Source organism: Streptomyces sp. NPDC052225, from assembly GCF_040679615.1.
Lineage (GTDB): Bacteria > Actinomycetota > Actinomycetes > Streptomycetales > Streptomycetaceae > Streptomyces.
The window spans coordinates 90,443-105,903 of record NZ_JBFAVD010000002.1 but is presented as its reverse complement, the minus strand read 5'-3'; the positions used below and the strand labels follow the sequence as shown (position 1 = coordinate 105,903).

At 69.8% G+C, this 15,461-nt stretch carries 17 protein-coding genes; 11 read left to right on the top strand and 6 right to left on the bottom strand.

What is annotated here, in order from left to right; all coding sequences use genetic code 11:
• Nucleotides 1-265: 265 nt before the first annotated feature.
• The 3 genes from AB0L37_RS03605 (at nt 266) to AB0L37_RS03595 (ending at nt 3,545) form a co-directional block, all read left to right on the top strand.
• Nucleotides 266-1,414, top strand: coding sequence for a serine hydrolase domain-containing protein (locus AB0L37_RS03605; RefSeq protein WP_365499488.1), 1,149 nt, complete (start codon nt 266-268; stop codon nt 1,412-1,414).
• Nucleotides 1,415-1,778: 364 nt separating this feature from the next.
• Nucleotides 1,779-2,609 carry an alpha/beta hydrolase gene (locus AB0L37_RS03600; RefSeq protein WP_365499485.1) on the top strand — a complete coding sequence of 277 codons (831 nt, stop codon included), beginning with the start codon at nt 1,779-1,781 and terminating at the stop codon, nt 2,607-2,609.
• Between the two features lie 102 nt (nt 2,610-2,711).
• Nucleotides 2,712-3,545 carry an alpha/beta hydrolase gene (locus tag AB0L37_RS03595; RefSeq protein ID WP_365499482.1) on the top strand — a complete coding sequence of 278 codons (834 nt, stop codon included), beginning with the start codon at nt 2,712-2,714 and terminating at the stop codon, nt 3,543-3,545.
• 182 nt (nt 3,546-3,727) lie between these two features.
• Here the strand turns inward: AB0L37_RS03595 and AB0L37_RS03590 are convergent, their stop codons facing one another.
• The 3 genes from AB0L37_RS03590 to AB0L37_RS03580 all read right to left on the bottom strand — a co-directional run bounded on the left by AB0L37_RS03590 (nt 3,728) and on the right by AB0L37_RS03580 (nt 8,090).
• Entirely contained in the window at nt 3,728-4,918 is a 1,191-nt protein-coding gene (locus AB0L37_RS03590) for a chemotaxis protein (protein ID WP_365499479.1), read from the bottom strand.
• Nucleotides 4,919-5,349: 431 nt separating this feature from the next.
• Entirely contained in the window at nt 5,350-6,945 is a 1,596-nt protein-coding gene (locus tag AB0L37_RS03585) for a cation acetate symporter (protein ID WP_365499476.1), read from the bottom strand.
• Between the two features lie 278 nt (nt 6,946-7,223).
• Nucleotides 7,224-8,090 (bottom strand): alpha/beta hydrolase, encoded by an 867-nt coding sequence (locus AB0L37_RS03580; protein WP_365499473.1) that lies wholly within the window; start codon nt 8,088-8,090, stop codon nt 7,224-7,226.
• Nucleotides 8,091-8,305: 215 nt separating this feature from the next.
• Between AB0L37_RS03580 and AB0L37_RS03575 the strand changes: the two genes are divergently transcribed.
• The 5 genes from AB0L37_RS03575 to AB0L37_RS03555 all read left to right on the top strand — a co-directional run bounded on the left by AB0L37_RS03575 (nt 8,306) and on the right by AB0L37_RS03555 (nt 11,302).
• A complete protein-coding gene (locus AB0L37_RS03575; RefSeq protein WP_365499470.1) occupies nt 8,306-8,917 on the top strand; it encodes a CAP family protein in 612 nt (203 codons plus the stop codon).
• 267 nt (nt 8,918-9,184) lie between these two features.
• Entirely contained in the window at nt 9,185-9,364 is a 180-nt protein-coding gene (locus AB0L37_RS03570; protein WP_365499467.1) for a hypothetical protein, read from the top strand.
• A 108-nt stretch (nt 9,365-9,472) separates the two neighbouring features.
• Complete coding sequence (locus AB0L37_RS03565) at nt 9,473-10,078, top strand: class I SAM-dependent methyltransferase (protein WP_365499464.1); 606 nt, start codon at nt 9,473-9,475, stop codon at nt 10,076-10,078.
• 104 nt (nt 10,079-10,182) lie between these two features.
• The gene (locus tag AB0L37_RS03560) at nt 10,183-10,746 is read left to right on the top strand and encodes a cysteine hydrolase (protein ID WP_365499461.1); all 564 of its coding nucleotides are present in this window, start codon (nt 10,183-10,185) and stop codon (nt 10,744-10,746) included.
• Between the two features lie 397 nt (nt 10,747-11,143).
• Entirely contained in the window at nt 11,144-11,302 is a 159-nt protein-coding gene (locus AB0L37_RS03555) for a hypothetical protein (RefSeq protein WP_365500615.1), read from the top strand.
• 309 nt (nt 11,303-11,611) lie between these two features.
• Here the strand turns inward: AB0L37_RS03555 and AB0L37_RS03550 are convergent, their stop codons facing one another.
• Nucleotides 11,612-11,791, bottom strand: a complete 180-nt coding sequence (locus AB0L37_RS03550) for a hypothetical protein (protein WP_365499458.1) — start codon at nt 11,789-11,791, stop codon at nt 11,612-11,614.
• Nucleotides 11,792-11,986: 195 nt separating this feature from the next.
• On the opposite strand from AB0L37_RS03550, the gene AB0L37_RS03545 reads away from it, so the two are divergent.
• Nucleotides 11,987-12,358 carry a hypothetical protein gene (locus tag AB0L37_RS03545; RefSeq protein ID WP_365499455.1) on the top strand — a complete coding sequence of 124 codons (372 nt, stop codon included), beginning with the start codon at nt 11,987-11,989 and terminating at the stop codon, nt 12,356-12,358.
• A 315-nt stretch (nt 12,359-12,673) separates the two neighbouring features.
• Complete coding sequence (locus AB0L37_RS03540) at nt 12,674-13,204, top strand: MarR family transcriptional regulator (RefSeq protein ID WP_365499453.1); 531 nt, start codon at nt 12,674-12,676, stop codon at nt 13,202-13,204.
• Nucleotides 13,205-13,347: 143 nt separating this feature from the next.
• Here the strand turns inward: AB0L37_RS03540 and AB0L37_RS03535 are convergent, their stop codons facing one another.
• Nucleotides 13,348-13,707, bottom strand: coding sequence for an STAS domain-containing protein (locus AB0L37_RS03535; protein ID WP_365499450.1), 360 nt, complete (start codon nt 13,705-13,707; stop codon nt 13,348-13,350).
• Between the two features lie 293 nt (nt 13,708-14,000).
• Between AB0L37_RS03535 and AB0L37_RS03530 the strand changes: the two genes are divergently transcribed.
• Complete coding sequence (locus tag AB0L37_RS03530; protein ID WP_365499448.1) at nt 14,001-15,200, top strand: PP2C family protein-serine/threonine phosphatase; 1,200 nt, start codon at nt 14,001-14,003, stop codon at nt 15,198-15,200.
• 87 nt (nt 15,201-15,287) lie between these two features.
• Here the strand turns inward: AB0L37_RS03530 and AB0L37_RS03525 are convergent, their stop codons facing one another.
• Nucleotides 15,288-15,395: an LPXTG cell wall anchor domain-containing protein gene (locus AB0L37_RS03525; RefSeq protein WP_365499445.1), complete on the bottom strand. Its 108-nt coding sequence runs from the start codon at nt 15,393-15,395 to the stop codon at nt 15,288-15,290.
• Nucleotides 15,396-15,461: the final 66 nt, after the last annotated feature.

The following is a 15,461-nucleotide window of genomic DNA, read 5'->3' as shown; positions in this document are numbered from 1 at the left end:
TCGTCGCGGTGAGCTGCCCGCCGAGCGGGGGAGTGGCCGGTGCGGGTGTCCGGAGCGGCGAGGACCCCGTCGTCCGCTGCCCGCATACCGGACAGGAGGTTAGCAGCAGCCCGTTCGCGCGATGCCGGCGCAGGCGGGCCGTGCCGTTGAGCGGCGCACACGTGGTGCCGGACGGCGGGTGGTCCTTCCGCGACGCGAGGTGAACCGGCGCGGGGTCCCTGGCGTTGTGGGACCGAACGGACGTCGTCACGAATGGGGAGAAGTCATGGTCACTGTCGAAGGAACGAGCAGCGCACGGTTCGCACCGGTCCGGTCGGCGCTGGCGGCGCACTTGGAGTCCGGCGAGGAGTTGGGGGCGTCGCTCGCCGTGGACGTCGACGGCGTCATGGAAGTCGACCTGTGGGGCGGGCACACCGACGAGGCGCGGACCGTGCCGTGGCGCCAGGACACCTTGGTCAGCCTGTGGTCGACCACCAAGACGCTGAGCAGCCTGGCGGCCCTCCTCCTCGTCGACCGGGGCGCGCTGGATCTGCGCCGCCCGGTCGCGTACTACTGGCCCGAATTCGCCGCCCAGGGCAAGCAGGACATCGAGGTACGCCACGTTCTGTCCCACACCTCGGGGCTCTCCGGCTGGCAGCAGCCCTTCACCGTGGACGACCTGTACGACTGGCCGACCGCGAGTGCCCGGCTGGCCGCGCAGGCGCCCTGGTGGGAGCCCGGGAGCGCCTCGGGCTACCACGTGCAGACGCATGGGCAGCTGATAGGGGAGCTCGTCCGGCGGGTCAGCGGGCGGACCCTCACCGAATTCGTCGACACCGAGATCGCCCGGCCCTGCCGGGCCGACGTGCAGATCGGCGCGCGGGAGGCGGACTGGCCGCGTATCGCCGAACTGGTCGCCCCCTCACACGTGTCCGGGATACCCGCCGGCCTGGACCCCGAGGGAATCTTCGCCAGGACGCTGCTGGGCAGCCCCGCCCGGGACGAACACGTCGACACCCCGCAATGGCGCCGTGCCGAACTCGGAGCCGTCAACGGGCACGGCAACGCAAGTGGGCTGGCCCGCGCCCTGTCCGTGATCTCACGGCACGGCCAGGTGAACGGCCACCGGCTCCTCTCCGCGGACACGGTCGACAAGGCCCTGGACGTGCAGGCCGACGGAGTCGACCTGTTCCTGGGCGTTCCCGTGCGCTGGGGCCTCGGCTTCGCGCTCGCCGACGGGAGGACGATGCCGCACATGCCCACGGGGAGGGTCTGCTTCTGGGTCGGCCGGGGCGGGTCGATCGTCGTGATGGACCTCGACCGGCGCGTCACGTTCTCGTACACGATGAACCGGTTGGGCGAGGGCATCCTCGGTTCGGAGCGCACCCACAGGTACCTGAGGCAGATCTACGACATCTTGGGCTCCGCGGTCTGAACACGGCGCGAGGGGGCTGGTCGCCCCGTCGGCGCCCTGGTGAACGAAAGTTCGTCGTTCTCGCGGTGAACCGGTGCGGGCCTGCCGTCGTAGGACAGAACGCAGGACACGCCCTCCGGTACACGGAGCCGGTGGCGCTTCCCGCCCAGGTGACGCGGAAGCCGGACACGCGCGCTTCCTGCCGCTGCGACGCGTCGCCCCGCTTCCTCCCGCATCCCCGCCATCGGCGCCGGCCATTCGGTGCGCGCCGCACCCAGCAACTCACTTGTCGACAAAGAAACTCGGTGCCTCGGCTCACGAACGCACCGTGCCAGCTCGCCGAGCCCGCTCCGGGCCACGGCCAAGGAAAAAGGAACGTTCACCCATGCGCACCACCCTTCTCAGCCGCAGATCCGCCCTGGTCGGTGCCACAGCTGCGGTAGGGCTGTCCGTGGCCGCCGTCACCCTGCCCGGTGCGGCCAGCTCGGCGCCCCTGCGTCCGCAACGACCGACGATCGTGCTGGAACACGGGGCGTTCGCGGACGCCTCGAGCTGGGACGGCGTCGTCACGCGCCTGCACCGCGCGGGCTACCCCGTGGTGTCAGCCGCCAACCCGCTGCGCGGACCGGCGACCGATGCCGCCTACCTGCGCAGCGTCATCGACCGTATCGACGGACCCGTGGTCCTGGTGGGCCATTCCTACGGCGGCACCGTCATCAGCCAGGCGGCCGCGGGCCTGGAGGACAAGGTGAAGGCACTGGTCTACATCGCCGCGTTCCTGCCCGACATCGGCGAGAGCTCGCTCGGCCTGACGGACACGTTCCCCGGCAGCACCCTCGGTCAGGCCATCGAGTCCGTCAACTACACACTGCCCGACGGTGGCCAGGGCGCCGACGTGTACATCAAGGCGGAGAAGTTCCGCGGCCAGTTCGCCGCGGACGTCCCGGCGGACGAGGCCGCGCTCATGGCAGCGGGACAGCGTCCGATCGCGGCCGCCGCACTGGAGGAGAAGTCGACGAAGGCCGCCTGGAAGACGATCCCCTCCTGGTCCCTGGTGACCACCCAGGACCTCAACATCCCTGTGGCCGCCCAGCGTTACATGTCGGCCCGCGCGGGGGCCCGCACCACGGTCGTCGACGCGTCCCACGCGGTGTCGGTCTCCCGCCCCGACGCCGTCGCCCGCATCGTGGAACGCGCGGCCCGCACGGTGCGCTGACCGGCGGGACGGTCACCGCCTCGCACCTCACAACTCCGCATACCAGCAGGGCACTTGGGCTCTGTCCCTCCCCGCTGTTTCTCATCGAAAGGCAATGACACCATGGCATTCATCACCGTTGGCCAGGAGAACTCGACCGACATCGAGTTGTACTACGAGGACCACGGCGCAGGGCAGCCGGTCGTGCTGATCCACGGCTATCCGCTCGACGGCCACTCCTGGGAGAAGCAGACGGCCGCCCTGCTGTCGGCCGGCTATCGCGTGATCACCTACGACCGGCGTGGTTTCGGCCGCTCCAGCCGGCCCACCACCGGCTACGACTACGACACCTTCGCCGCCGATCTGAACACGGTCCTGGAAACCCTCGACCTCACCGACGCCGTCCTGGTCGGCTTCTCCATGGGAACCGGCGAGGTCGGCCGCTACCTGGGCACCTACGGTTCCGACCGGATCGCCAAAGCCGCCTTCCTCGCCTCCCTCGAACCCTTCCTCCTCAAGACGGACGACAACCCCGAGGGCGTCGACGGCGCCGTGTTCAAGGGCATCGAAGGTGCGGTCACCGCTGATCGCTACGCCTACTTCACCGCGTTCTACGAGGACTTCTACAACCTCGACGAGAACCTCGGCGTCCGCATCAGCGAGGAAGCCGTCCGCAACAGCTGGAACGTTGCCGCGGGAGCCTCCGCGTACGCCTCCCTGGCCTGCGTGGCGACCTGGTCCACCGACTTCCGTGCCGACCTGCCCAAGATCGACGTCCCGGCACTGATCCTGCACGGCACCGCCGACCGCATCCTGCCCATCGAGTCCACCGGCGCCCTCTTCCATCAGGCGCTTCCGCAGGCCGAGTACGTCGTCATCGAGGGCGCGCCCCACGGCCTGCTGTGGACCCATGCCCGGGAAGTCACCGCGGCCCTGCTGGCCTTCCTGGCCAAGTGACACATCAGCGGTTCTGAGGCGCCTCACCGGGCAGGGCCGGCCATGCGTACGGCTTGAGCGACCTGGTCGTTCTCCAGCCCGAGGTCACCTCTGCCCGGGGCGGGGTGCCCCGACGCGCTGACGTGTCGGTGCACCCCGCCCGAAGGTGCGGCGAGCTCGCGTCCCGCGGGCCGCCGGACGGTTCAGTAGCGCAGGACCGCGGCCATGTGCCCGACCCCGGACAGCGTCCCGTCCGGCACGAAGACGACCTCGGCGCCTGTCTCCAGCACGGATTCGACGATCGCGTCGACGATGTCGTGGATCGCGTCCGGGTCGTCGTCCTCGGCCGGTTCCAGGTGGCCTTCGGCGGCTCCCGCCCGCACGGTGACGCGGTAGTTGTCCTCCACCACGAGCCGGCGTATCCGGCCGGTCGAAGCCTCCTGCCAGACCTCGTCCACACCACCGGCGTACTTGTTGGCGCTGCGCGCCCCGTCCAGGTCGGCGAGGGCGTCGGCGACGGTCCGGTCGGCGGCCTCGGCGCGCGCCGGGGCGATCCCGCGGGCGACCGCGTCAGGGGTGGAGGCGTGCGCGAGACCGCCGACCGGCACATGGACCGCGTCGCGTGCGGCGGTGCCGACGTTCGAGAGGAGGGTGAGTGCGGCGGCCTCACCGGTCACGTACAGCGACCGGCCCTCGGTGGAGAGCAGGCCGGCCAGGGCCGCGTCCGCGTCCCGGAAGAACTGCCTGGTCTGTTCGTCCTGGAAGGTGCTGGGCAGGTCGCCGACCCGTTCCTTGCGTTCGGCGTCCGGGTCTTCCAGGCTGCGCGTGAGCGGGAAGCCGTGACCGCTGTCCTCCGTGACACGGTCTCCCCGGCCGTCCCACAGCGCGATCCGGTCCGCGGAGACGGTGAGTACCCAGTAGGGACGGGCGGCGGCGGCCGCGGCCACCAGATTGCGAGTGAGGAAGGTGTCGGCCACCACGACGCGCTCGGGCACGGCCCGATCGAGGGGCCATGTCTGGTGCTCCCCGGGCGCGGCGAACAGAACGAGGCCGTCTTTCGCGTGCGCGAGATCCAGCTCCGCCACCGCGGCCCTCAGCTGCCCGAGGACGTCGTCCCGTCGTTCGCGGGTGACAGCGGGGTCGGCGCCCAGCCGTCGGTCCACGTCGCTGAGCAGGTTTCCGAGCCGCACCCGGTCCTGGGCGCTGTCCGAATGCCGTCGGTGCGTCGGCATCACCACGGACACCGCGGGATAGGAGCGCGGCCTGCGGAGTTCCGCGAGAACGCTCGCGGTCCGCGACGTCCGCGGGGTGAGGGGCCCTTCGTCCCGGCCGAGCGAGGCGGGCGCCCCGGGGAGAGTGACATCGGTCAGCGGTCGGGTCTGAAGATCGGTCATGGTGAACTCCTGGGAGTACATGAGCGGTTGGGCCGCCGACGTGGGCCGACGGATCGGGGGACGCCATGGGGACGAGGCGTAGGGAACGGATAATGATTTATCCGCTTTGACCCCCAGTGTGCTCTATCTAACGGTACAAGCGATTTATGTGAATTACGAAGAAAATGCTTCCTGGCTTCTTCGCGGGACGTCAGTCCCGTGGACGCAGAGACCAATGCCCCGGTTGGGGTCAACGACAGGGTTTCCGGGCTGAGTTGCAGCGGTGCCGTGCGGTCGCTCGCTGGGTGAATCAGCGGGGACATCCCTGCTCTGCCGTGTCGTCGAAGCTTTCTGCGCGGCTGATGTCAGGAAGAACGTCCCGCGGCCGGGCCGAAAGGCCGGACGAAAGACCAGGCCGAAGGTCCCGGACCGCGTTCAGCGGCATGCCTGCGCTACCCCCGTGTGCGGCCGTCGTGGCCTGCGCTCACCGGGTCTCGCCAGGTGAATCGGGGCGCCGCGCCGGAACGGGTGCGTCCCGTGAGCCCGAGCAGGAAACCGACGGGGATGGTGATCAGCCCGGGGGTCTGGAGCGGGAACCAGTGCAGGTCGTGGTCGGGGAAGACCGCGGTGGGCGTGCCCGTGGCGGCCGGGGAGCCGGCGAGCAGCAGCACGACGAGGGGGATGGTCGCGCAGACGGTCCGGCGCACGCCGATGGCCGTGTACCCCGGCAGGAAGAGCGCGTACAACAGGACCGGGGCGAGTACGGAGGCCGCGACGGTGAAGGACAGCGAGATCAGGGTCAGCCTGCCACGGTCGGCGAGGAGAACCGACAGCGCGACGGCGACGGCTCCCACGAGAACGATGCCCAGGCGCGCCCGCCGGATCTCGCCGGCGGCGGACCGACTCGTGGCGCCGGGGGCCGACCCGCGCCCCAGGTCGCGGGTGAGGCTGGAAGCGGCGGCGAGCGTGATGCCCGCCACGGCGGCGAGAGTGGTCGCGAAGACGGCGCAGGCGACGATCGCGAAGAGCATGCTGTGCCGCGCACTGCCGGCGACGGGGTCGAGAGCGCCCGTCACCATCAGAAGAGCGCTCGCTCCTCCGGGGTCGGCGGCCCTGATGGCGTCACGGCCGATGAGGGCGCAGGCCCCGAGCCCTGCCACGGCCACACCGGTGCACACTGCCGCGACCGGGCCGACGGCCCACGGCACGGCCCGCCGTGCGGTCAGGGCATCCCTGAGCGGGTGCAGCCGCATCGTGAGGTGCGGCAGACAGGCGGCGCCGAGGAGAAGAGTGGTCTCGAAGCTGATCAGATCGAGGCGGCCTGCGACGGAGTGGCCGAAGTGCAGCCCTGGGTGTACGTAGTCGGCTCCGGCTCCCGAGCGGTCGCGGGCGGCGTCGAGGAGGCCCAGGGGCGACCAGCCGAACCGGGCGAGGACGATCCCGACGAGGAGGGTCAGGGCGATCAGCACCACGCCGACCTTGAGGATCTGGACGTATCCGACGCCGCGCATTCCACCGATCGCCGCGTAGGCGATCATGAGCGCACCGCCGGCGACCGTGCATCCGGTCAGTGCGCCGTCGGACAGGCCGAACATGGCGGCCAGGATGCGTCCGGCGGTCGTGAGCTGCACCAGGAGCAGCGGGGCGAGGACGAAGAGGCTCGCGACGCCGAGCGCCCTGCGCACGGACGAGTCGCCGAGCCGGTCGGTGAGGAAGTCGCCCAGAGTGAAGACGCCGGTGCGCCGCAGGGGTTCGCCGAGGATCCGCAGGACCAGGAACAGCGACAGGACGGTGGCCCCGCCGAACAGCATTCCGTCGGCGCCGTCGAGTGCGACCGCCCCCGTGGTACTCAGCAAAGTGGCCGCGGAGATGTAGTCACCGGCGATGGCCAGCCCTCCGCCCACCGGACCGAAAGCCGCGCTGCCTCCCGCGTAGAAATGCTCGGGGTCGTCCAGGTCGGCCGCCGCCAGCCCGCACAGCAGCAGCGATACGGCGACGAATCCGAGGAAGACGACGACCGCGAGGGACTGTCCGTCGCCGCCAGTCACGCCCGGAACCCCCGTGCCCCCAGCCCCTGACGGCGGGGCAGAGCGATCCTGATGAAAGGCGAAGCCGGAGTCGGAGTGCGAGTCGCACGCGAGGCGCTGGAGAACATGCCGGGCATGCCATCAGGCACCCTGAGCGCGCGTACAGCGGTACGGGTGTTCCGAAGGCGTACGCACAACAGGGCGGCCGCGATGTTGTGCGGCCTCACAGAAACGGCCGGGACTGCCTGATCTGATCGGGCCGAGGGCAGGGGCGCGCCCGCGGCGGAGCGAAGGAGCTGTCAGTCCGCGAAGAAGTCGCCCAAGGCTGCGGAGAGCGGGCCAGGAGCTTCCTCGGCCACGTGGTGGCCGGCGTCGATGCCGTGGCCTCGGACGTCATCGGCCCAGTCGCGCCAGATGGCGCGCGGATCGCCGTACAGGTCCTCCAGATCGTCCCGCAGCGACCACAGGACCAGGACCGGCCAGTCGATGCGTGCCCCGCGGGCGCGGTCCGCCTCCTCGTGTTCGCGGTCCACGGTCAGCCCGGCGCGATAGTCCTCCAGCATGGCGCGAACGACATCCGGATTCCTGGTGGCGGCTCGCCACTCGTCGTGATTCTCCTGGCCCATGGCCTCGGGGTCGCCGCGATACCAGGCGTCGGGATCGGCGTTGATCACACGTTCGGGGATCTTCGGCTGGGCGAAGAAGAACCAGTGCCACCATGCGGTGGCGAACCGGGCGTTCGCACGTCTCAGGTGCTCGCTCAGCGGCAGGCCGTCCAGGAACGCCACCCGGCGCACCACGGAGGGGCGGTCCAGCACCAGCCGCAGCGCCACGGCAGCCCCGCGGTCGTGGCCGACGAGGCCGAAGTGCTCGTGCCCCAGGGCCTGCATGACCTCGACCATGTCCTGGGCCACGACACGTTTGGAGTGCGGGACATGATCGTCCGCGGGCGCCGGTCCGCGGGAGGACCCGTAACCCCGCAGGTCGGGGCAGACCACGGTGAAGCCACGGCGTACCAGGTCGGGTGCCACCCGATGCCATGTCGCCGATGTGCGCGGGTGGCCGTGCAACAGCAGCAGAGGCGGACCCTCGCCCCCGTACCGGACGAAGACGGACGCTTCTCCGTCGCCTGTCCGTACCGTCCTGGTCGCAAAGTCCTCGAACATGCGATGCCCCTCTCCGCTCCGGAGCCTCGTCGATGCGTATCGCCGTCCCACCTGCCCCTGTTGGGCACCGGTACGCATCCGCACGGCTCGTCCATCAGTGGCAGGGCCGCGCCGAGCGTCCCGGCCCGCCGCCTCTCCTGCGCGAGAAGCAGGTCGCCGTAAATGGTGTATAGCTTCCCGAAGTTACGTAAAAGCATGGTGATCGTTTACTCGGCGTGAAGACAGTCAAGTACCTCATCGCCCTGGCCCTTGCCGGGGCGGCACTCGCCCCCCTTCCGGCTCTCGCCGACGCGCCCGCGCGCGCACCGCAAGCGGCGGACCCGCGACCTCCGCTGCCCGACACCACGGACGAGGCGTTCAACGAGGAATGCCTCGCGGCGCACAACCAGTACCGGGCCCGACACGGCGCCCCGCCGCTGGCCCTGGACGACGCGGCCGTCGCGCACGCCGTGCAGCGGGCCCGGGACGCCTCGACCCTGGAGGAGCTCACAGCGCCCCCGGGGCCAGGGGCGAGGGGCTACGGCGAGAACCGCTATTGGTTCGCCACGTACGAGAACGAGCCGGCGACCTGCGCGGAAGCGGTGAAGCTCTGGTACGAGGCCCGCTGGACGGGCGGCTACGACTGGGACAGGCCCGGCTACTCGCCCGAGACGGGCACCTTCACGCAGGTCGTGTGGAAGGACACCGACGTCCTCGGCTGCGGCCGGGCCTCGGGGCATCCGGACGGTGGGGAATCACTTCAGACGTTCATCGTCTGCAGCTATGGCCCGGCGGGGAACATCGTCGGCCGCTTCCGGGCCAATGTGGGGGAGCCGGTCGGCGGCTGAGCCCCTGACCGGTCGATCCCCCTCCGGTATCCGCAGTCATTCCGCTGCGGTTGCTGATGACGTCCGCGGGGTCGCCCTTGCGGACGCGGGAAGGCCCGGGCGCGACGTTCCGCACCCGGCCTTCCCGCAGGATCCCCGGTCATACCGGCGGTGAACGGGGGCACACGCAGGGGCATGAACACTCATGAGAGCGGAGCGGAGAGTCAAGGGCTCGGCCCGATGGAACGCGGAACGCCGCAACGGCTCGCGGCTCGTCAGCGTATGTGGGTGCAATCGTGGACGGCCCTGTGCGTATTGGCCGCCTTGTGGTCGCTGGCCTGGGGTGTGGGCTGGATGAGCGGAGCGGCGGACAGCTGGGTCTTCGCCGCGGCGGGGCTGGTGCTCCTCGGCTGCGCCTCGTGGGCGCGCCGTTCAGCGGTCCGGAACACTCCGCCGCGCCATCTGTGAGCGGGTGATGCGACAGGTGGAGGACAGCGCCGGATCGCCGGGCGGCCAGTGGCCGGGCCCCGCGAATTGACCTTGCCCGCAAGGGGGTTGTCCTCGCATCATCTGCGGATGGACGATACGCCGAGCGTGATCCCGACGGCCCTGTCCGCGTTGCGCTCCAAGGCGCGCGACGCGGGCTTCATCATGTCGAGCGAGGACCGCACCGGGAGCCTTCTGGCCGCACTCGCCGCCGCCGCGCCCGCAGGCCGGGTCCTCGAACTCGGCACCGGAGTCGGAGAAGGAACGGCCTGGCTCCTCAGCGGGATGGACTCCGCGTCCCGCCTGACCACCGTCGAGCTCGATCCCGATGTTCAAGTCATCGCCCAGGAACATCTGGGAGACGATCCGCGGGTGACCTTCGTCACCGGGGACGGCGGCACGTGGCTGGAGGACTTCGACGGCGCTCCCTTCGACCTCGTCTTCGCGGACACCTGGCCGGGCAAGTTCACCCATCTCGACCGGGCCCTGGAACTCGTGGCACCCGGCGGCACCTACCTGATCGACGACCTCATTCCTCAGCCCGGCTGGCCGGAAGGTCATGAGGCCTCTGTCGAACGCCTCCTGGCCGAGCTGGAAGAACGCGACGACTTCCGATGCGTCCGCATGGCGTGGGCAAGCGGCCTGCTGATGGCGGTCCGCACGGCCGGCGCTCAGCCCGGCGGCAGCTCGGTTTGACCCACGGCGCCGTGAAGTCCCGTGAGGCATCTCCGAAACCGCCACCTCGGCTTGGTTGATCGGCCAGAATCGCTGTTGTTTCCGAGGCGGAGGGGGCGGCAGGCATGGGGAGCAGCGCGCTGCTGGTGATGGACGTGCAACGGGACGTCGTGGCGATCGCCGACGACGGTTCCGGGTATCTGCGGCGCTTGCGCAGCGCGATCGACGGTGCCCGGGCCGCCGGCATCCCCGTGATCTACGTGGTGATGGAGTTGCGGCCGGGTGATCCGGAAGTCAGCCCGCGCAGCCGGGTGATGGCGAACGTCATGCAGGCCGGCCTGTTCACCCAGGGTGCTCCTGGCACCGAGATCCATCACGATGTCGCGCCCCAGCAGGGAGACGTGGTGGTGACCAAGCGGCGGGGGAGCGCCTTCTCGGGCAGCGACCTCGATCTGGTGCTCAGGGCACGTGACATCGACAGCCTCGTTCTCACCGGCATCGCCACCAGCGCCGTGGTGCTGTCCACTCTGTGGCGCGCCATCGACCTGGACTTCGGCCTCACCGTGCTGGCGGACGGCTGCCTCGACACCGACCCCGAGGTCCACCGGATGCTCACCGAAAAGCTGTTCCCGCAGTGGGCGGAAGTCCTCGCCGTCGAGGACTGGCTTCAGGTCATCGCACCGCAATAGAGAAAGACCGTTCCTCCCTCCGTCGCCTCTCCCGGAACCGCGCCCCAGTTGAGCCGCGCGAGCCACCCCCACCCGTCCCAGCAGCGGCTCCTGGCTCGCCAAGTCGCGCATCGATGACAACGCCCCTCTGCATGCGGCCGGTTGGCCTGCGGAACTTGTGAGCGATTCATCGAGGGTCTGCATGCGTGCGCCGGTGATTGCGGGGAATTCGCAGATGTGGAAGGCGAAACGGTACGAGTACGGGAGGCCACTGATGGGGTCAGCGGTGTATCGGTGAGACTTCTGCGTCTCTCTCAGGCCCGCGCTATCACAGTGGGGTAAGGGGACTGAGCTCCCGGAGATCGCTTCGTACATTTCGATCCCTCAACTCAATCCCTCAACTCGAACGAATGGAGTCGTGATGATTCTTCTTGGTCTGATACTGCTGATCATCGGTTTGCTGGTGGGCATGGGCCTGTTGACGACCATAGGCGGTGTTCTGATATTGGTCGGCGCCATCCTGTGGATTCTTGGAGCGACCGGTCGTGCCGTCGGTGGGCGCAGGCACTATTTCTAGTTCGAGAGCTCGCGCATGGTTCGCGGTGGCCCGCCCTGTGCCTGAAAACGGTGGAGGCGGCGGGCACCCCGCTCCCTCGGCAACTACCGGGCGTCATGGTCTCGGCCAGCTGTGCCAGGTACTGGTGTGGGTTCTGCTGTGCCGGCCTGTATCGGCACGGTGAGCCTGCTCATCAGGCCGCTATCGACGGTACGTACCTGATGACTGCGGCGGCCGGGACGAGTTGGCCGCCAGATCCCGCGCCGCTCGTCAACAGTGGGCACGGAATGCAGGGCACGGACCCCGTCGACCGGCCGCCCCCGCGTGAACTCAGCGCCGGCGCGAGGACCGACTGCGGGCCCAGCCGCCGGCTCCCGCCAGATGAAGGGCCATAGCGGTGAGGCCGAGCAGCATCAGGTTCACCGAGGAGAAGACGTCGTTGGTCGAGATCTCGGCGGCGTTGACCAGGAAGGCGAAGAAGAACAGTACGGCTGCGGCTATGGCGAACATGGTAACTCCCGTTCAGTGTTTGGTTGTTGACGTCCGTATGCCCCCGTTCGTGTTCCGTACCGCATTACTTTTGCCACCGGGGGAGCGGAGTGATTCGGTGCCCTACGGCTTTGCCGGCCAGGGCGGGATCACGGTCCGGCGAGACAAGCGGGATCATGGGGTGAGCACGACCGGACCGTAGAACAGGGAATCCCCATGACTTTGCAGGAAGGCCAGCGGGTCAAGCTGGCCGCCGATCTCCGCCTGACCGACCCGATCGAGGTGTCAGGGGCGGTCATCGGCATCCTCTCGCTCGCCGCCGACACCGAGGGAACCGTGGAAGAAGTCGTCGAGCAGGTCCGCGAGGACACCGACGTCCGCGAGTACGAGCGGCTCAAGTCGCTGCTCGACTCCTACGGTGACGGCATGCCGCCGGAAAGCAGGAGGCAGCTGGAGCAGAAGGTCGGCGCGCTGGAGCCGGTGTGGCTCGCGTTCCAGGAACAGGGGCCGCAGGTGACCGTGCGGGTGCGCTTCGACAACGGGCTCGTCCTGAGCGCATCACCGCAGGACCTTTACGCCCCGGTGTGAAGCGGCGGGGCGGCGTGTGTCCGGCCGGGCCGCTCGAGCGGGTCGACGCCTGACTGCCCAAGCGGCGACTCGGCGGGGCTCGCCGAACTCCCGCTGGCAGCACTATGCACCCCGAACGGCGCCTGGGTCAGGGGCTGTTCGGTTCTTTGCAGGGTCCGACGCCACCACTCTCCTCACGGGGCCCAGGCCTCCCGTCGCAGGCTCCGCGCTTGGCCTGCGGGTGTCCGGGACGGCGCCGAGAAGGAGATCGGCGTCAACCTCGTACTGACAGGGCGACCAGAAAGGTGGCACAGTGGGGCGATGCGCCCAAGCCCTATGACCACCTCGGAGACAGCGGACCTTGCTGCCGAGGTCTCAGGTCTGCTCGGCGTCGTGCGTGGGCGGGCTCATGGCAGGACGCCGTCCGGTCCCGTTCCTGTCTCGCAGCTGCGCGCTCTGCTGGCCATCGGACGTCTTGAGGGCGGCAATCAGCGGGCGTTGGGTGAAGCGCTGGGATCGAGCCCGCCGGCGACGAGCCGTCTGTGCGACCGTCTCGAGGCCGCCGGCCTCGTGGAGCGGCGCCTGAGTGAGACGAGCCGCCGCGAGTTGCAGCTCTTCCTGAGCAAGCGGGGGAGAGCACTGCTCGACGAAGTCCGTGAGGCAGAAGCGGAAGAAGTTCGTCCAGTGCTGGACGCGATGCCCGCGCATGCGCTCACGCAGCTCGCCGAAGGTCTGGCGGCCTTCCGCGATGCCGCGGCGGCCTTGGTCGACGGGGCGGGGGCGGACGTCGCAGGGACGGAACCCCGTGAGGCCGACTCCGACGGGGCGGGCGGCCAGGGGCGCCTACGCATCGCACGTCCGGCCTGACCGGTACGGGGAGTTGCGCCAGAGGAGGCACCCCCCCCACGGGGGTAGGGTCGGCTCCCCGATCGGCGAGCGCCCTGAACGCCGGCGGCCTGCATGCCGCCGCCTCGACGCCCGACCTGAGCCGGACTTCTACGTCGCGTCGGTCAAGTTGCCCAAGCGTCGACCCGCCCGCGGGCCGATGCGGTGTCTAGGGCGAAGGCGTGGTCGACACCGAGAAGATCCAGCAGTCGGCGGACCGGCCGGGACGTCGCCGAGACGCGCAGGCGTTCCGCGAGATCGAGCCGAGCCCGTAGCAGCGTGTTGACGATCGCGGTGTCCGCGAACGTGATGGCGGACAGGTCCACCGAGACCGGCAGGCTGCTGCGGTGTGTCGCTGCCGCCAGCGCGAGTCGCAGCGGTTCCACGGTGTCGATGTCCACCTCCCCGGCCACGATCAGGTGCAGTGTGTCGGGGGTGTCCAGGACGACAAGACGCAGGTGCTGACGGGTGTTCCGGGCATCCACAAGGGGCCCCTCACATGGTGGTGGCGGCCGTCCGCTCAGGTGAGGGGGACGGGTTCTGCCGTGCTCAGGAGACCCGCGGAGCTGCGGATGGCGGACGGTCCGTGACCGAGCTGAGACTCCGTCACCATAGGTTCAATAGTTGCCGTATGGCAATACTTGTCAATCGTTAACCTCGATGCCGGGCCGACGTCACGGGTCGCGTGGCCCCTCTGTCGGGGTACCGGTCACCGGAGCCCCCGGAGCGGTCGTTACGCTCCGTCCGACATATCCCGATACAACGAAGGCAGGTCGCCATGAGTGGATTTCTGGCAGTGGAGCGGGCCGTGCGCACAGCCGACCCCCATGCCTTGCTCGATGCCGTGCGGAGCGCTCTCACCGAGCACTACGAGGCACTGCGCGTGGAACTCCTCATGGCCGACTACGGGCTCACCGTCCTGCAACCGGTCACGTCGCTGCCCGAGACCACCCAGCCCTTGCCCCTGCACACGAGCCCCGAGGGCCGCGCGTTCGGCAGCCAGGAGCCGTACGGGCAGTACGCCGCACAGGACGGCGCCGTCGACCTGCATCTGCCGGTGACGGTGCGCGGCGACAGACTCGGCATTCTCACGGTGCGCCTCAGCAGACACAGATGCACGCCGCAGGCCGTCGAGGAACTCACCGCTCTGGCCGAACTCCTGGGGCACGAGATCGTCGTGGCCCAGCGGGACACCGACCTCTATCTGCAGGCCCGCCGCGCCAGCCGGCTCACCCTGGCGGCCGAGATGCAGTGGCAACTGCTCCCGGGGCGGTCCTGCACGCGCAAGGAGTACGCCATAGGCGCGCAGTTGGAGCCCGCGTACGCCATCCACGGTGACAACTTCGACTGGGCGACCACGGCCGAGACGCTCACGCTGAGCATCACCAACGGCATGGGCGAGGGCATCCAGGCCTCGCTGCTGACCAATCTCGCGGTCAACGCCCTGCGCAACGCGCGGCGGGCGGGCATCGACATCGCCGATCAGGCGGCTCTGGCCGACCAGGCCCTCTACGCCCAGCATCGTGGCGCACAGTACGTGTCCACCCTGCTGCTGTCCTTCGAACTCGCCACCGGGCGGGTACGGGTCGTCGACGCGGGCTCCCCGCAACTGTGGCGTCAGCGCGACAAGGTGGTGGAGCGCGTCCCGTTCGAGGCCCAGTTCCCGCTGGGCATGTTCGAGGAGACGCCCTACGTCGCCCAGCACTTCGAGGTACTCCCCGGCGACCGCCTGATCTTCGTGAGCGACGGCGTGTACGCCACGCACGGCACGGCCGATGAGGCCTACGGCGAGCGCGCGCTCGCCCGGGCCATCCACGCCGCCGGTCTCCTGCCCGCGGCAGCCGTACCCCGCGCGGTGCTCCGCGAACTCGCCGAGTACCGCGGAGCGAGCCCCGCGGACGACGACGAACTCGTCGTCTGCGTGGACTGGTTCGGGCGCGATGCCGCGGACACCGCCGAGGCGGGCACGAAGCCGTAGGGCGCGACGCACCGGCTGTCGGGAGTCCAGGGAAGGGTTCGGTGTCCGGCCGGGCTCACATGTGTGCCGGTATCAGGCCGCTCGGGCTCACCGGTCTCGGCGTGCCTTCGAGAACCAGATGGCGGCGATGACGATGACGGCCAGGATGATCAGCAGCTTCATGGGGGTCTCCTGCCCCGTGGCGGGGGAGGCCACTCCGCACCGGCGCGTCCGGGTGGCCTTCCTCCGACCGTGCCCGTAGGCCGTGGTGGCTGTGGGAGA